This is a genomic window from Streptomyces sp. NPDC060049 (assembly GCF_042736715.1).
In the GTDB taxonomy this organism is placed as follows: domain Bacteria; phylum Actinomycetota; class Actinomycetes; order Streptomycetales; family Streptomycetaceae; genus Streptomyces.
Map to the genome: position 1 here is coordinate 1 of NZ_JBHWVV010000013.1, position 15,772 is coordinate 15,772.

Consider the following 15,772-nt stretch of genomic DNA (forward strand, 5'->3'; position numbering starts at 1 on the left):
GGCCCGCCCCGGGTCGACCGGGGCGGGCCCTCGCGCGTGCGGTGGAGGCCTCAGTTGTGGCCGAACTTCTTTTCCTTGCGCTTGCCGGCCATGTGCAGTGGGCTCGGCGACGACGACGGCGTGGGCGCGGATTCCATCGAGGACTTCGTCGGATCCTGCGCAGCCGAGCGGTCCTGGGACTTGGCGGGCTGCTGGCGGGTCTTGTTCTTGGCCATGGGAAGCCTCCGTGGGGGTGTAGGGGCCAGGGCCGCCTTCACCCTCACACAACGCTGCATACACCGCATTTTGGATCATTACCCCGCGTAGTCGGCGGCCTCGCCCCGCCCGCCGGAAGATCCGCCACGCCGATGATCGAGTTCCGGCCGTCAACGCCCTTGTGGTCGGGCAGACTCGGGGGACCCGCCGAGAAACACACCAGAGGACCCCCAGGGAAGAGGGTGGTACGCGTGGACCGCTGCGTCGTCCTGGTGGACGCCGGCTATCTGCTGGGCGCCGCCGCGAGCCTCCTCGCGGGGGAACCCTCGCGCTCCCGCATCACCGTGGACCATGCCGCCCTCATCCAGGGCCTGCGCGAGCGGGCCGAGGCGGACACCGCGCAGCCGCTCCTGCGGATCTACTGGTTCGACGGCGCGCCCGACCGGGTGCCCCAGCCCGAACACCGCCGACTGCGCGTCATGCCGCGCGTCACCGTCCGGCTCGGCGCCCTGACCCGCAGCGACGGCCGCTGGGCCCAGAAGGGCGTCGACGCGGCCATGCACGCCGAGCTCACCGAGCTCGCCCGCAACCGCGCCTGCTCGGACGTCGTACTCGTCACGGGCGACGGAGACCTGCTGCCCGGCCTGATGTCCGCCAAGGAGCACGGGGTCGCCGTCCACCTGTGGGCCGTCCAGGCCGCCGACGGCGACTACAACCAGTCCGAGGACCTCGTCGCCGAAGCCGACGAACGCCGCGTCCTGGACCGCAACTGGATCACCCGCGCCGTCCGCGCCCGCGACCTCACCGGACTGTGCGCCCCACCGCCCGCGCCTCGCCCCGAGATCGCCGCCATCCTCTCCGCCCCCCTGCCCGAGGCCGCCCTCGCCGAGGCCGCGCGCGGCAACGGCAACGGAAGCCGGCCCCCGGCCCCCGCGGAGCCCGAGGAGGGCGGCGTACCCGCTCCGGCCCCGCCCCCCGCCGCCAACGGCAAGACCGTCCCCACGCCGAAGGACCTCGCCGGCGCCCTGCGCGCCCCCGGCGCCCCCGGACCCGCGTCCACGGCGGCCCAGGCCCTCGGGGCCGGACCGGCCGGCAGCGCCCTGCGCTGGTCCTCCGACAAGGGCTGGATCGACCGCGCCGGTCCGCTCGGCGAGCCCGCCGAGACGGCCTCGCTGCCCACCCTCGCCCAGCTCACCTCCGCCGAGCAGCGCTGGGCGGACCGCGAGGAGGACATCACCACCGTCGGCGGCGACCCGTTCGAGGTCGGCCAGGTGTTCGCCCGGCGCTGGATGGAACGCCTCCCGGAGACCGTGCACCTGCAGAAGCTCGCCACGATGTACCCGCGGATCCCGCACCGGATCGACGGGGAGCTGCTGCGCTACGCCGCCCGGTTCGGCCTCCTCGCGCACAAGGACGACCAGATCGACGAGCACGACCGCTACGCCATCCGGGCCGGTTTCTGGCGCGAGATCGACGTCCGTGCGGCCGCCGAACACGTGGCCGCCTCCGGTGCGGCTGCCGCGCACGTCCCGGCGCCCCCCGCGGGCCCGGCGGCCCAAGCCGCGGCGGCGCCGGCGGCCCCGGCAGCCGAGTAGGAGCCGGAACCCCGTAGGCTGCTCCCTCGTGAGTACGGGCACAGCACAAGCTGATACGGGCACGGCAGCGGCCGCGGGAGCGGCCCCCGACGTGGTCTGCGCGGTGCGTGACCTGGTCAAGACGTACCCCGCGGTCCGGGGGCGGCGCGGGGCCCCCGCCCTGCCCGAGACCCGCGCCACCGACGGGATCTCCCTCGACGTGCGGCGCGGCGAGATCTTCGGCCTGCTCGGCCCCAACGGCGCCGGCAAGTCCACCCTGGTCCGCCAGCTCACCGGGCTGATGCGGCCGGACGCGGGCTCGGTGACCCTGCTCGGCCACGACCTCGTACGCCACCCGGAGCGGGCGGCCCGGCTGCTGTCCTACCTCGGGCAGGAGTCCACCGCACTCGACGAGCTCACGGTGTCGCTGGCCGCCGAGACGACGGGCCGGCTGCGCGGACTCGGCCTGCGGGCCGCGCGGGCCGAGCGGGACGACGTACTGGAGGAACTCGGGCTGACCGAGATCGCCGGGCGGCCCCTGAAGAAGCTCTCCGGCGGACAGCGGCGGCTCGCGTGCTTCGCCGCCGCGCTGGTGGGGGAGCGGCCCGTGCTCGTCCTCGACGAGCCCACGACCGGAATGGACCCGGTGGCCAGGCGGGCCGTCTGGACCGCCGTCGACCGCCGCCGCGCCGAAACCGGGGCCACCGTGCTCCTGGTCACCCACAACGTCATCGAGGCGGAGACCGTCCTCGACCGGGTCGCCGTCATCGACCAGGGCCGGGTCATCGCCTGCGACACCCCGGCCGGACTGAAGGCCGAGGTCTCCGGCGAGGTCCGTCTGGAGCTCGTCTGGCGCACCGTGCCGCCACTGGAGATCCCCGAGGTCGCCGCGCTGGCCGCGTCGGCCACCGCGTCGGGGCGGCGCTGGGTGCTGCGGCTCGGACCGGACGAGGCGCGGACGGCGGTGGCCGCCGTGACCGGCGGCCCGGCCTTCGCCGCCCTCGACGACTTCACGCTGGCGACGCCGAGCCTGGAGGACGTGTACCTCGCACTGGGCGGGCGTACGTCGAAGGGACTGGTGAAGGCGTGAGCTCCACTGCCACGAGCGCCGCCACGGACGCCGGCGCGAGCGCCGCCACGGACGGGGACGCAGGCGCCGGCGCTGCCGCCGTGGGCGTACTGGCTCCGCGCGCCCGGTTCTTCCCGGCCCTCGCCGCCGTCTACCGGGCGCAGCTGTCCCGCGCCCGGGTCTCACGGATCCCGCTGCTCTTCGTGGCCACCTTCCAGTCCGTCGGGATCATGATCCTGATGCGGGGCGTGGTCGACGGGGGCTCCGAGGCGCGCGCCGTCGTCGCCGGCTCCTCCGTGCTCGTCGTCGCCTTCGTCGCGCTGAACCTGCTCGCGCAGTACTTCGGACAGCTCCGGGCGAGCGGCGGGCTCGACCACTACGCCACCCTGCCGGTGCCGCCCGCGTCCGTGGTGCTGGGCGCCGCCGCCGCGTACGCCTCCTTCACACTGCCCGGGACACTCGTCACGGCCGTCTTCGGGTGCGTGCTGTTCGGGCTGCCCCTGAGCGGGCTGTGGATCCTGGCCGCCGTGGTGCCGCTGGCGGGGGCCGCCCTCGCCGGGCTCGGCGCGGCGCTGGGGCTGCTCGCCCCGCGGCAGGAGCTGGCGACCCTGGCCGGACAGCTCGGCATGTCCGCCGCGCTGCTGCTGGGCGTTCTGCCGCCCGAACGGATGCCGGACGTCGTCGTGTGGGCGCGGGACCTGCTGCCGTCCACCTACGGGGTCGAGGCCTTCGCCCGTACCTTCGAGCCGCACCCGGACTGGGCGGCGGTCCTCCTCGACCTCGGCGTGTGCGGGGCGGTCGGCGTCCTTTCCCTGGCCGTGGCGACCTGGGCCTACCGGCGGGCGGCGGTCCGCTGACGCCGGGGGTGCCCGGCGTCCACGCCTCCAAGAACTGGCACGATGTGGGAGTGACCGAAGCCGTGACCCCTCATGACAAGGCCGGCCAGCCCCCGCTGCCGTTGCCCCCGCCCTTCCCTGCGCCTTCGCCCGAGCCCGTCGTCTCCCCGACCGACGTCCGTGACGGCGCCGCCGTCACCCTCGTCGTGGGCGTGGCAGGCGTGCTGCTCGGGGTGCTGTGGGCGTGGCTGGCGCCGCGCGTGCAGTATGTCTCGAACGGGGAGGCGGTGTTCCTGCGGAACACCGAGAGCGAGGCCCGCATCGGGGCGGACGGGACCTTCTTCCTGCTCTCGGCCGGGCTCGGCGTACTGAGCGCCGTGGCGGCCTTCCTGTGGCGCCGGGCGGGAGGAGTCGCCCAGGTGGTCGGGCTCGTGGTCGGCTCCGTCTTCGCCTCGCTTGTGGGCTGGCGGGTCGGCCTGTGGCTGGGCCCCTCGTCGGACCTGGCGGCGGTCGCCCGGCGGGTGGGCAAGGGAGTTCCCTTCGACGCCCCGCTGGAACTGCTGGCACACGGGACGCTGCTCGTCTGGCCGATGGCCGCGGTGATCGTCCACCTGGCGCTGACGGCTCTGTGGGGCCCGCGCGACCCCGCGCCGGCGCTGCCCTGGCCCGCCGCGGGCTACTACGCCGCGCCCGGCTCCGCTCCCGGTTCCCCGGACCCGGCGGCGGGCCCGTCCGCCCCCGAGCCCCCGCGCCCCTGACGCGGTCCGGCCGGCGGCCCCGGATGTCTACGCGCGGGCGATCGGGGCCAGGGAGGCGGCCGTCAGACCGGTGAGGTCCGAGGGGGCGAGTTCGACCTCCAGGCCGCGCCGCCCCGCCGACACGCAGATCGTGGGGAACCCCGCGGCCGAGGCGTCCAGGACCGTGCGGAGCCGCTTGCGCTGGCCCAGCGGGGAGATGCCGCCCAGCACGTAGCCCGTGGTGCGCTCCGCCAGGGCCGGGTCGGCCATCGCCGCCCGCTTGCCGCCCACGGCGCAGGCCAGGGCCTTCAGGTCGAGGCTGCCCGAGACCGGCACCACCGCCACCACCAGCGAGCCGTCCACGTCGGCCAGGAGTGTCTTGAAGACCCGCGAGGCGGGGACCCCGAGGGCCTGCGCCGCCTCCTCGCCGTACGACGGGTGCGCCGGGTCGTGGTCGTAGGCGTGGACGGTGAAATCGGCGCCGGCCGCTGTGAGGGCCACGATCGCCGGGGTGCCCGCCGGCTTCTTCTTCGCCATCGGAGCTCCGTCAGTTGGGGCTGGTCGGGGCGCGGGTCAGGTCCACGGCCGGGAGCGACGGGAGGTGGCGGATGACCGCCGTCTCCGCGCGCAGCAGCTTCAGCTCCTCCGCGAGGCGGGTCGCCGTGTCCGGGGCCTGGAGCAGGCGCTGCTTCGCCGGGATGTCCAGCACCGCGGCCGCCGCGACCAGGTAGGAGACCACGGACGGCTCATCGGGCAGGTCCGCGCTGGTCAGAGACCGCTCGCGGGCTCCCGCCAGGCGCTTCTGGTAGTTCCGGAAAGCCCGCAGTACGCCCTCGGCGAGCGCGCCCGCGCCGTCGCCCGCGTCCTCCGGGAGCTCTTCCAGCTCCGCCACCAGGAAGGGACCGGAGGCGTCGACCGACAGCAGGCGGACGCGGACCGTGCCGGTCGCCATCACCTCGAAGCTGCCGTCCTCCCGCTCCCGGATGGACGCCGCGTCCGCGATGCAGCCCACCCGGTGGAAGGCCTGCACCGGGTCCGCGCCGAAGCCGGCGGCCGGGCCGCGCTCGGGAACGGAGGTCTGGTCCGGCAGACCGGGCGCGGTCGGGGCGACCTCCCGGCCGTCGCGGATCGCGACGACCGCGAAACGGCGCGGTTCGTCCTCGCCCGCCTTCAGCAGCTCGCGCATCATGGCGCGATAACGCTCCTCGAAGATGTTCAGCGGGAGGACGAGTCCCGGGAACAGCACCGAGTTCAGCGGGAAGAGTGGCAGGCGAACGGTGGTCACCAGGCACAGGGTAGTGGCCGCGGCCCCCGGGAGGTGCCCCCGGGACCAGGGCCGGGCGCCCCGGCCCGGCCGGCCCGCCGGGGGCAACCCCGGCCGTCACCCCCGCCTCAGCAGGCGCGACGCGCCCGCCGCCACCGTCGTGGCCAGGATCCAGCCCACGACGACCAGCCCCGCCACGCCCCACTGCCAGCCGCCCGTCAGCCTCCACTGGTCCTGCTGGCCGAGGTCGATCACCGGAAGCAGCAGGTCCAGGGCGTACAGCGAGGGGTTCCAGGCCGGATGCTCCTCCGCCTTGATCGGAGCGGGCTCGCCGTGCAGGTGGAAGAGCACGGCCCCCGCCGCCCACAGGACCGTCATCCACAGCGCCGCCCGCCCCGGGCGGTAGCCGTAGACCACCGTCCAGTCCTGGAGGTGGCCCCAGGCGCGCAGCGCCGGGGGCAGCGTCGCGCGCCGCCGCCGCTGCTTGGCGAGCAGCACCTCGCGGGCGTCCGCGTCCTCTCCCGAGGCGCGCAGCACGGCGGCCAGCCGCTCGTACGGTTCGGGGGAGTACTCGGGCGTCGCCGCCTCGACCCACTCCAGCCGGCGGGCCAGCGGGAAATGCCCCCGGGGCGCGAGGCTCTCGTAACCGAAGCCTTCCATGGAGACCCGGCCCGGGCCGGGCCAGCTCGTGGAGGTGTCCACGAGCTTGACCACCCGCGCCCCCGACAGCACCACCCGCCCCAGCTCCGGCCGCTCGCCCACGAACCGCAGCTCGGGGGTGTGGATCCGGCGCAGCGAGACCTCCTGGTCGTCCGTGAGGGTGAACCTCGCCCCGTAGAAGTCGATCGCGTCGCCGAAGCGGCCGTCGTCCAGGCGCAGGCCGCCCCGGCACTCGAAGCGCTGCGCCCGGTGGCCCCGGGCCGGGGTCCTGCCGAAGCCGTACGGGGGAGTGGAGGAGTCCGACTCGCCCTGCGCGTAGTCCAGGGAGATCGAGGTCAGGTACAGGGTGCGCTCGACGGTGAGCTGCGGGGCGTTGAGCGCGCGCCGCCCGTACGGGTTGCGCAGGCGGGCCCCGCGCAGGTTCATCGACACGCCGACCTTGGCGCCGCGCAGGCTCACCTCCCCGTACGTCTGGAGCAGCTCCCCCTGGAAGTCCTGCGCGACCGACAGCCCGTCGGCGGCCACGGCGCGCCCCTTGCTGTCGCGCTGTACCACCGCCTCGCTGATCAGCAGGTCCGTGCCGATCTGCGCGTCGGTCAGCCGGATGCCCCGCGCCACCCGGCAGCGCGGCAGGTGCAGGTCGCCCTCGGTGTGCAGGCGGGCCGCGTCCAGGCGGGGTATCGCGCAGTTCACCAGCCTCAGGGTCCCGAAGCGGGTCTCGGAGAGCTGGATCTCGCCGTCGAAGCGGCAGGACTGGAGCTCCACGTACGGGGAGACCGTGCCCCCGGAGAGGTCGAGTCGGCCGGTGATCCGCACGCCGCGCAGCTTCAGCGAGGCCACCCGGCCCGGCACCGGCCCCGGCCCGTGGAGCAGCAGCAGCGCCACCACCCCGGCGCGGACGCTGCGCTCGGGGCCCCAGACCGCGTCGGCGTGCGGATCGTCCCGGTCCGCGGCGCGGGTGCTGAGATCACAGACGCTTCCGGTGCGGTACGCGCTCCACATGCGGCGTTCCGTATCGGTGAGATCGGCCGGTTCCTCGCCCGCGCGTGCTTCGGCCATCGCGGCCCCCCTCCGCCGTCACGATGGATGCCACCGCGTGTACGACGAACGCTAAAGGGCCCGTGTGACATCCGGGAACGTCCGGGGCGTGTATCAGCCAGTGATACAGGCGAACGGTCGCGCGAGACGGTCTGAGAGAATTGGCAGGTGATCTCTCGTATCGACCTGCGCGGTGACGCCCTCCCCGAGGGTGGCGCCCTGCGCGATCTGCTGCCCCGTGCCGAGTTCGACGTGGAAGCCGCCCTGGAGAAGGTGCGGCCCATCTGCGAGGACGTCCATCATCGTGGGACGGCGGCGCTGATCGAGTACGCGCAGAAGTTCGACGGGGTCAAGCTGGAGCAGGTCAGGGTGCCCGCGGAGGCCCTCAAGACCGCCCTCGACGAGCTCGACCCCGCCGTCCGCGCCGCCCTCGAGGAGTCGATCCGGCGCGCCCGGATCGTGCACCGGAGCCAGCGCCGCTCCGACCACACCACCCAGGTGGTCCCCGGCGGAACGGTGACCGAGAAGTGGGTTCCGGTGGAGCGCGTGGGGCTGTACGCCCCGGGCGGCCGCTCGGTGTACCCGTCCTCCGTCGTGATGAACGTCGTACCCGCCCAGGAGGCGGGCGTCGGATCCATCGCGCTGGCGTCCCCGCCGCAGAAGGAGTTCGACGGCCTGCCGCACCCGACGATCCTCGCCGCGTGCGCGCTGCTCGGCGTCGACGAGGTGTACGCGGCCGGCGGGGCACAGGCCGTCGCGATGTTCGCGTACGGCACCGAGGAGTGCCTCCCGGCGAACATGGTGACGGGCCCCGGCAACATCTGGGTGGCCGCCGCCAAGCGCTACTTCACCGGCAAGATCGGCATCGACACCGAGGCCGGTCCCACCGAGATCGCGGTCCTCGCGGACTCCACGGCCGACCCGGTCCACGTCGCCGCGGACCTGATCAGCCAGGCCGAGCACGACCCGCTGGCCGCCGCCGTACTGGTGACGGACTGCGAGGAGCTCGCCCTCGCCGTCGAGAAGGAGCTGGAGCCGCAGGTCGCGGCGTCCAAGCACGTCGACGACCGGATCAAGCCCGCGCTGGCGGGCCGCCAGTCCGCGATCGTGCTGGTCGACACCCTGGAGGACGGCCTCAAGGTCGTCGACGCGTACGGCGCCGAACACCTGGAGATCCAGACGGCCGACGCGGCCGCCTGGGCCGCCCGCGTGCGCAACGCCGGCGCGATCTTCGTCGGGCCGTGGTCCCCGGTCTCGCTCGGCGACTACTGCGCCGGCTCCAACCACGTGCTGCCCACCGGCGGGTGCGCCTGCCACTCCTCGGGCCTGTCCGTGCAGTCCTTCCTGCGCGGCATCCACATCGTCGACTACACGCGCGACGCCCTCGCCGAGGTCACCCACCACGTGGTGACGCTGGCCGAGGCCGAGGACCTGCCCGCGCACGGCGCCGCCCTCAAGGCGCGCTTCGGATGGAAGGTCCCCACCGCATGAGCTCCGCCGACGGCATCGGCATCGACGACCTCCCCATCCGGGACGAGCTGCGCGGCAAGACCCCGTACGGCGCCCCGCAGCTGGACGTGTCCGTCCAGCTGAACACCAACGAGAACCCGTACGGGCTCCCCGAAGAACTCGTCGCGCGCATCGCCGAGCGGGTCGCCGAGGCCGCCCGCACCCTCAACCGCTACCCCGACCGCGACGCGGTCGAGCTGCGCACCGCGCTGGCCGCCTACCTCACCCGCACCGGCAAGCACCCGGTCGCGCGGGAGAACGTATGGGCCGCCAACGGGTCCAACGAGGTCCTCCAGCAGCTGCTGCAGACCTTCGGCGGTCCCGGGCGCACGGCGATCGGCTTCGAGCCGTCGTACTCGATGCACGCGCTCATCGCGCGCGGCACCGGCACGGAGTGGATCTCCGGTCCGCGCCGCGAGGACTTCACCCTGGACGTGGAGGCCGCCGAGCAGGCGATCGCCGCCCACAAGCCCAACGTCGTCTTCATCACCTCGCCCAACAACCCCACGGGCACCGCGGTCCGGGCGGAGACGGTCCTGGCCCTCTACGAGGCCGCGCAGGCGGCCGGCCCCTCCCTGGTCGTCGTGGACGAGGCCTACGTGGAGTTCAGCCACCGGGAATCGCTGCTGCCGCTGATCGAGGGCCGCCCGAACCTGGTGGTCTCACGGACCATGTCGAAGGCCTTCGGCGCCGCCGGCCTGCGCCTGGGCTACCTGGCCGCGCACCCGGCCGTGGTCGACGCCGTGCAGCTCGTACGCCTGCCGTACCACCTGTCGGCCGTCACCCAGGCGACCGCGCTGGCCGCCCTGGAGTACACGGACACCCTGCTCGGCTACGTCGAGCAGCTCAAGGCCGAACGAGACCGGCTGGTCGCCGAGCTGCGGGGCATCGGCTTCGAGGTCACCGAGTCCGATTCGAACTTCGTGCAGTTCGGCAGGTTCGCGGACTCCCACACCGCCTGGCAGAAGATCCTCGACCGGGGCGTCCTGGTCCGGGACAACGGCGTACCGGGCTGGCTGCGGGTCACCGCGGGCACTCCGGCCGAGAACGACGCGTTCCTGGAAGCGGTTCGCGCACTGAAGAAGGAGCAGCACGCATGAGCCGCATCGGACGGGTCGAACGGACCACGAAGGAGACCTCGGTCCTCGTCGAGATAAACCTCGACGGCACGGGCAAGGTCGACGTCTCGACGGGCGTGGGCTTCTACGACCACATGCTCGACCAGCTCGGCCGCCACGGACTCTTCGACCTCACGGTCAAGACCGAGGGCGACCTGCACATCGACAGCCACCACACCATCGAGGACAGCGCCCTCGCGCTCGGCGCCGCCTTCAAGCAGGCCCTCGGCGACAAGGTGGGCATCTACCGCTTCGGCAACTGCACCGTCCCGCTCGACGAGTCCCTCGCCCAGGTGACCGTCGACCTGTCCGGCCGCCCCTACCTCGTGCACACCGAGCCCGAGAACATGGCGCCGATGATCGGCGCGTACGACACGACGATGACCCGGCACATCTTCGAGTCGTTCGTCGCGCAGGCCCAGATCGCCCTGCACGTCCACGTGCCGTACGGCCGCAACGCCCACCACATCGTGGAGTGCCAGTTCAAGGCGCTGGCCCGGGCCCTGCGCTACGCCGCCGAGTTCGACCCGCGCGCGGCCGGGATCCTCCCTTCCACGAAGGGCGCCCTCTAGCGTGAACGGGCTCAACACGATCCTGATCGTCCTCGGCCTCTTCCTGGCCGGCGGCGTCTACTCCTTCCAAAAGCAGCAGATGCCCAAGTCGGTCATCATCCTGCTCGCCATCTGCTCCGCGATGTGCCTCGTCGCCGGGGTCCTCCGGATCCAGGGAATCTGGGAATGAGCGCCATGACCCCCACCAAGAAGGTCGTCGTCTTCGACTACGGCTTCGGCAACGTCCGCTCCGCCGAGCGCGCCCTCGCGCGCGCAGGGGCGGACGTGGAGATCACCCGCGACTACGACAAGGCCATGGACGCCGACGGACTCCTCGTCCCCGGTGTCGGCGCCTTCTCGGCCTGCATGAAGGGCCTCAAGGACGCCCGCGGCGACTGGATCATCGGCCGCCGGCTCTCCGGCGGCCGTCCGGTCATGGGCATCTGCGTCGGCATGCAGATCCTCTTCGAGCGCGGCATCGAGCACGGCGTGGAGACCGAGGGACTCGACGAGTGGCCCGGCACGGTCGGCCCGCTCAAGGCGCCCATCGTCCCCCACATGGGCTGGAACACAGTCGAGGCACCGGCCGACAGCCAGGCCTTCGCCGGCCTGGACGACGACGCCCGGTTCTACTTCGTGCACTCCTACGCGGCCCACGACTGGTCGCTGGAAGTCACCAACCCGCTCATCCGCGCCCCCAAGGTCACCTGGGCCACGCACGGCGAGCGGTTCGTCGCGGCAGTGGAGAACGGCGCCCTGTGGGCCACCCAGTTCCACCCGGAGAAGTCCGGGGACGCCGGCGCCCAGCTCCTCACCAACTGGATCGAGACCCTGTGATGACGACCCCGAAGAAGCTCGAGCTGCTTCCCGCGGTAGACGTGCGGGACGGCCAGGCCGTCCGCCTCGTCCACGGCGTGTCCGGCAGCGAGACCTCCTACGGCTCCCCGCTCCAGGCCGCCCTCGCCTGGCAGGCCGCCGGCGCCGAGTGGCTGCACCTGGTCGACCTCGACGCCGCCTTCGGCACCGGTGACAACCGCGCGCTCGTCGCCGAGATCACCGGCGCCATGGACATCAAGGTCGAGCTGTCCGGCGGCATCCGCGACGACGCCACGCTCGCCGCGGCCCTCGCCACCGGCTGCACCCGCGTCAACCTGGGCACGGCCGCCCTGGAGACCCCCGAGTGGGCCGCCAAGGCCATCGCCGAGCACGGTGACAAGATCGCGGTCGGCCTCGACGTACGGGGCACCACCCTCAAGGGCCGCGGCTGGACCAGCGAGGGCGGGGACCTCTACGAGACCCTCGCGCGCCTGGACTCCGAGGGCTGCGCCCGCTACGTCGTGACCGACATCGGCAAGGACGGCACCCTCACCGGCCCCAACCTGGAGCTGCTGAAGAACGTCTGCGCCGCCACCGACCGGCCCGTCGTCGCCTCCGGCGGCATCTCCTGCCTCGACGACCTGCGCGCGCTGGCCGGGCTGGTCGGGGCCGGCGTCGAGGGCGCGATCGTAGGCAAGGCCCTGTACGCCAAGGCGTTCACGCTCGAAGAAGCCCTGAAGGTGGTCTCCGCATGAGTTCCGAGACGAGTTCCGCTATCGGCGCCCCGACGGGCTCCGACGTCCGGCGCATCTCCTCCGGCGGCGCGTACGAGGACGTCCTCGGCTACTCGCGCGCCGTGCAGCTCCCCAACGGGCTGGTCCTGGTGTCCGGCTGCACCGGAGCCGACGCGGGCGGCCCGTACGACCAGACGATCAAGGCCTTCGGGGTGGCCTTCAAGGCGCTGGAGCAGGCCGGACTCGGACCCGAGCACGTGGTCCGCACCCGGCTGTACCTCACGCACGCCCGGGACGTCGACGAGGTCGGCCGGGCCCACAAGGAGCTCTTCGACAAGGTCCGCCCCGCCTCGACGCTGCTCATCGTCAACGGGTTCGTCGACCCGAGCATGGTCGTCGAGGTCGAGGTCGAGGCCTTCGGTCCCGTCGCGGGAGGCACCGCATGACCCTCGCCGTACGGGTGATCCCCTGCCTGGACGTCGACAACGGCCGGGTCGTCAAGGGCGTCAACTTCCAGAACCTGCGCGACGCCGGAGACCCGGTCGAGATGGCCAAGCTCTACGACGCCGAAGGCGCCGACGAGCTGACCTTCCTCGACATCACCGCGTCCTCCGGGAACCGGGAGACCACCTACGACGTGGTGCGCCGCACCGCCGAGCAGGTCTTCATCCCGCTGACCGTCGGCGGCGGCGTGCGAACCGCCGACGACGTGGACAAGCTGCTGCGGGCCGGGGCCGACAAGGTCGGCGTGAACACCGCCGCCATCCAGCGGCCCGAACTCATCCGGGAGATCGCGGAGCGCTTCGGCCGGCAGGTGCTCGTCCTGTCCGTGGACGCGCGCCGCACGGCGTCCGGCTCGTTCGAGGTGACCACCCACGGCGGTCGGCGCAGCGCCGGCATCGACGCCGTCGAGTGGGCCCACCGGGCGGCCGAACTGGGCGCCGGGGAAATCCTGTTGAACTCGATGGACGCGGACGGTACCAAGGACGGCTACGACACCGAGATGATCGCTGCCGTGCGCGAGCACGTCACGGTCCCGGTGATCGCCTCGGGCGGCGCGGGCACCCTCGCGCACTTCCCGCCGGCGATCGCGGCGGGCGCCGACGCGGTGCTCGCGGCGTCCGTGTTCCACTTCGGCGACCTGCGCATCGGGCAGGTCAAGGACGCGCTGCGCGAGGCGGGCCACCCGGTCCGCTGAGGTTCCACCTGGGGGCGGGTTGAACGGGAGAGACAAGGGCGGGGGCGGGCACGGGGGCGACCGCGGGGGCGGCACCGTCTGGCGGGACGCCAACGTGCTGCGCTGGCTGGCCGCCTACGGGTCGTCGCTCATCGGTGACGGGGTCTACTTCCTCGCCCTCGGCTGGACCGCGGCCCAGAGCGTCGGCCCGCCCGAGGTCGGCCTCGTCATGGCCGTCGGCGCGGTGCCGCGCGCCCTGCTCATGCTGGGCGGCGGGGTCGTCGCCGACCGCTTCGGCCCGCGGCGGGTCGTCATCTCGTCCGACGCCGTGCGCTGCGCGGTGGTCCTGGCACTCGCCCTGCTGGCGGCCCTCACCTCCCCGGGCCTGTGGGCGCTGGTCCTGGTCGCCCTGGTGTTCGGTGTCGTGGACGCGCTGTTCATGCCGGCCGTGGGGGCGCTGCCGCCACGGATCGCGGCTCCGGAGCAGCTGGTACGGGTCCAGGGGCTGCGCAGCCTGGCCGAACGCGTCGGCCACACGGCCGGCCCGCCGGTGGCGGGCCTGGCGATGGGACTCGGCGGTCCGGCGGCGGCCTTCGGGGTGGCCTCGGCGCTGTTCGGCCTGTCGCTGGCACTGCTGGTGGCGGTACGGATCTCCCCGCCCGGGGCCCCCGGCGGTGCGGCGGGAGCCGGGGCCTCCCGGGGCTCCGGCCCCACCGGGACGCCCTGGCAGCAGCTGCGCTCGGGGCTCGGGTACATCCGACGGCACGGACTGATAGGACCCCTGGTCCTGTCCGGGGCGCTGAGCCAGCTGGGCACGTCCGCGCCGATGACGCTCGGGCTGATCCTCGTCGCGGGGGACCGGGGCTGGGGTCCGGGCGGGGTCGGCTGGATCGTCGGCGGGATGGGCCTGGGCGCGGCGGCGAGCGCGCTGCTGCTGACCCTGATCCCCCGCTTCCCCCGGGCCGGGGCGGTCCAGAACCTCACCCTGATCGTCGGCTCCGCGGGCATCGGCGGGCTGGCCCTGGCGCCGAGCCTGCCCGTCGCGGTCGCGCTGGCCGTGCTGACGGGTCTGGTCTGCGGGATCTGCGGCGGCCTGGCCGTCGCTCTCATCCAGACGGCCACGGACCCCTCGTACCTGGGCCGGGTCAGCTCGGTGATGGCCTTCACGGCGGTCGGGCTCGCGCCGCTGGCGTATCCGGTGTTCGGCTTCGCGGCGGGGCTGTGGGGGGTCACCCCGGTCTTCCTGGCGGGCGCGGCGGTGAGCATGGCGGGCGCGATCGTGGGGACGTCGGCCCCCGCGGTCCGCCGTGCGGAGCTTGCCTTCGCGTGACGCGCCAGGGGCAGCCGGACCCGCGGGGGCCGGCGTCCCCCGGCGCCTTCCGCCGTCAGATGCCCAGGCGGGCGACCGTGAGCTTGGCGACGGCCTCCTTCGGGCCGTCCAGTTCCACCGCGGCAGCGGCCTGGCGGCCGAAGCAGAACAACGTCAGCTCCCCCGGTTCGCCGGTCACCGTCACCACCGGAGCGCCCTTGTGGGCCACGACCGTCTGGCCGTTCGGACGGCGCAGGACCAGGCCCACGGGGGAACGGCGGCCCGTCAGGCGGGCCAGCTTCTCCAGGCGGGCCCACAGGGAGTCGGCGAAGACCGGGTCCAGCGTCCGCGGGGACCAGTCCGGCTGCGCGCGCCGGATGTCCTCGGAGTGCACGAAGAACTCCACCGCGTTCGTCAGTTCGTCGATCGGCTTCACCGAGTACAGCGACATCCTCGGCGGCCCGGTGCGGATCAGCTGGACGAGCTCCTCGTACGGCTTGGCCCCGTACTCCTCCATCGCCTTGTCCAGGCGGGTCTTCAGGACGTTCAGCAGCAGCCCGCCCGCCGCGTCCGGGCGGCGCTCCCGGACCACCACGTGCGCGGCGAGCTCGCGCGTCCGCCAGCCTTCGCACAGCGTCGGCGCCTCCGGTCCGGCCGACTCCAACAGATCGGCCAGCAGCAGTCGTTCACGCTTCGCATGGGTAGACATGGCGGCCAGCCTACGGCTGGAAGCCGCCCCGCGCCTGCCCATCAGGCGGACAGTGGCCCTTGATCGTCCCCCCGGCGCGGCACAATGGCGTCCATGAGTACGTCCTCCCTCGATCCCGCCATCGCCGCCCGCCTCAAGCGCTCCGCGGACGGTCTGGTCCCGGCCATCGCCCAGCAGTACGACACCGGTGAGGTGCTCATGCTCGGCTGGATGGACGACGAGGCCCTGCACCGCACCCTGACCACCGGCCGTTGCACATACTGGTCGCGCAGCCGCCAGGAGTACTGGGTGAAGGGTGACACTTCCGGCCACTTCCAGCACGTGAAGTCCGTCGCGCTGGACTGCGACGCCGACACCGTGCTCGTTCGGGTGGACCAGGTCGGGGCGGCCTGCCACACCGGTGCCCGTACGTGTTTCGATGCCGACGTCCTGCCCCTGGCCGGCTCCGCCGGCCCCACCGCCGAAGCCGAATAGGT

General features: G+C 73.6%; 19 protein-coding genes. 14 read left to right on the top strand and 5 right to left on the bottom strand.

What is annotated here, in order from left to right:
- Positions 1–50: 50 nt before the first annotated feature.
- On the bottom strand, positions 51–215 hold the full coding sequence (locus ACFWBY_RS23760; RefSeq protein WP_385342924.1) for a hypothetical protein: 165 nt from the start codon (positions 213–215) through the stop codon (positions 51–53).
- A 222-nt stretch (positions 216–437) separates the two neighbouring features.
- Here ACFWBY_RS23760 and ACFWBY_RS23765 point away from each other — a divergent pair, with 222 nt between their 5' ends.
- From ACFWBY_RS23765 to ACFWBY_RS23780, 4 genes are all read left to right on the top strand, one after another.
- Complete coding sequence (locus ACFWBY_RS23765; protein WP_385342926.1) at positions 438–1,790, top strand: NYN domain-containing protein; 1,353 nt, start codon at positions 438–440, stop codon at positions 1,788–1,790.
- Between the two features lie 28 nt (positions 1,791–1,818).
- A complete protein-coding gene (locus ACFWBY_RS23770; RefSeq protein ID WP_385342928.1) occupies positions 1,819–2,859 on the top strand; it encodes an ABC transporter ATP-binding protein in 1,041 nt (346 codons plus the stop codon).
- Between the two features lie 80 nt (positions 2,860–2,939).
- Positions 2,940–3,695 carry an ABC transporter permease gene (locus ACFWBY_RS23775; RefSeq protein WP_385342974.1) on the top strand — a complete coding sequence of 252 codons (756 nt, stop codon included), beginning with the start codon at positions 2,940–2,942 and terminating at the stop codon, positions 3,693–3,695.
- Between the two features lie 50 nt (positions 3,696–3,745).
- On the top strand, positions 3,746–4,432 hold the full coding sequence (locus ACFWBY_RS23780) for a hypothetical protein (RefSeq protein WP_385342930.1): 687 nt from the start codon (positions 3,746–3,748) through the stop codon (positions 4,430–4,432).
- 27 nt (positions 4,433–4,459) lie between these two features.
- Here the strand turns inward: ACFWBY_RS23780 and ybaK are convergent, their stop codons facing one another.
- From ybaK to ACFWBY_RS23795, 3 genes are all read right to left on the bottom strand, one after another.
- Positions 4,460–4,948 (bottom strand): Cys-tRNA(Pro) deacylase, encoded by a 489-nt coding sequence (gene ybaK / locus ACFWBY_RS23785; RefSeq protein ID WP_385342932.1) that lies wholly within the window; start codon positions 4,946–4,948, stop codon positions 4,460–4,462.
- A gap of 10 nt (positions 4,949–4,958) precedes the next feature.
- Positions 4,959–5,696 (bottom strand): LON peptidase substrate-binding domain-containing protein, encoded by a 738-nt coding sequence (locus tag ACFWBY_RS23790; RefSeq protein WP_385342934.1) that lies wholly within the window; start codon positions 5,694–5,696, stop codon positions 4,959–4,961.
- A gap of 96 nt (positions 5,697–5,792) precedes the next feature.
- Complete coding sequence (locus tag ACFWBY_RS23795; protein ID WP_385342936.1) at positions 5,793–7,394, bottom strand: oxidoreductase; 1,602 nt, start codon at positions 7,392–7,394, stop codon at positions 5,793–5,795.
- Positions 7,395–7,541: 147 nt separating this feature from the next.
- On the opposite strand from ACFWBY_RS23795, the gene hisD reads away from it, so the two are divergent.
- Genes hisD through ACFWBY_RS23840 form a run of 9 tightly spaced genes read left to right on the top strand, consistent with a single transcriptional unit; the run spans position 7,542 to position 14,608 of the window.
- On the top strand, positions 7,542–8,864 hold the full coding sequence (gene hisD / locus ACFWBY_RS23800; protein ID WP_385342938.1) for a histidinol dehydrogenase: 1,323 nt from the start codon (positions 7,542–7,544) through the stop codon (positions 8,862–8,864).
- Entirely contained in the window at positions 8,861–9,982 is a 1,122-nt protein-coding gene (locus ACFWBY_RS23805; protein ID WP_385342939.1) for a histidinol-phosphate transaminase, read from the top strand. Before hisD ends, ACFWBY_RS23805 begins: the two co-directional genes overlap by 4 nt.
- Positions 9,979–10,572 (top strand): imidazoleglycerol-phosphate dehydratase HisB, encoded by a 594-nt coding sequence (gene hisB, locus ACFWBY_RS23810; RefSeq protein WP_385342941.1) that lies wholly within the window; start codon positions 9,979–9,981, stop codon positions 10,570–10,572. The genes ACFWBY_RS23805 and hisB overlap by 4 nt, the downstream gene beginning before the upstream one ends.
- A gap of 1 nt (position 10,573) precedes the next feature.
- The gene (locus ACFWBY_RS23815) at positions 10,574–10,741 is read left to right on the top strand and encodes a hypothetical protein (RefSeq protein WP_385342943.1); all 168 of its coding nucleotides are present in this window, start codon (positions 10,574–10,576) and stop codon (positions 10,739–10,741) included.
- Positions 10,742–10,746: 5 nt separating this feature from the next.
- The gene (hisH, locus tag ACFWBY_RS23820) at positions 10,747–11,388 is read left to right on the top strand and encodes an imidazole glycerol phosphate synthase subunit HisH (protein WP_385342975.1); all 642 of its coding nucleotides are present in this window, start codon (positions 10,747–10,749) and stop codon (positions 11,386–11,388) included.
- A complete protein-coding gene (priA, locus tag ACFWBY_RS23825) occupies positions 11,388–12,122 on the top strand; it encodes a bifunctional 1-(5-phosphoribosyl)-5-((5-phosphoribosylamino)methylideneamino)imidazole-4-carboxamide isomerase/phosphoribosylanthranilate isomerase PriA (RefSeq protein WP_385342945.1) in 735 nt (244 codons plus the stop codon). Before hisH ends, priA begins: the two co-directional genes overlap by 1 nt.
- Positions 12,119–12,547, top strand: coding sequence for a RidA family protein (locus tag ACFWBY_RS23830; RefSeq protein ID WP_385342947.1), 429 nt, complete (start codon positions 12,119–12,121; stop codon positions 12,545–12,547). Before priA ends, ACFWBY_RS23830 begins: the two co-directional genes overlap by 4 nt.
- The gene (hisF, locus tag ACFWBY_RS23835) at positions 12,544–13,299 is read left to right on the top strand and encodes an imidazole glycerol phosphate synthase subunit HisF (RefSeq protein WP_385342948.1); all 756 of its coding nucleotides are present in this window, start codon (positions 12,544–12,546) and stop codon (positions 13,297–13,299) included. The genes ACFWBY_RS23830 and hisF overlap by 4 nt, the downstream gene beginning before the upstream one ends.
- A 19-nt stretch (positions 13,300–13,318) precedes the next feature.
- On the top strand, positions 13,319–14,608 hold the full coding sequence (locus ACFWBY_RS23840; protein ID WP_385342950.1) for an MFS transporter: 1,290 nt from the start codon (positions 13,319–13,321) through the stop codon (positions 14,606–14,608).
- A gap of 55 nt (positions 14,609–14,663) precedes the next feature.
- On the opposite strand, the gene ACFWBY_RS23845 is transcribed toward ACFWBY_RS23840, so the two are convergent.
- The gene (locus ACFWBY_RS23845) at positions 14,664–15,296 is read right to left on the bottom strand and encodes a TIGR03085 family metal-binding protein (protein ID WP_385342952.1); all 633 of its coding nucleotides are present in this window, start codon (positions 15,294–15,296) and stop codon (positions 14,664–14,666) included.
- Positions 15,297–15,380: 84 nt separating this feature from the next.
- On the opposite strand from ACFWBY_RS23845, the gene hisI reads away from it, so the two are divergent.
- Entirely contained in the window at positions 15,381–15,770 is a 390-nt protein-coding gene (gene hisI / locus ACFWBY_RS23850; RefSeq protein ID WP_385342954.1) for a phosphoribosyl-AMP cyclohydrolase, read from the top strand.
- Positions 15,771–15,772: the final 2 nt, after the last annotated feature.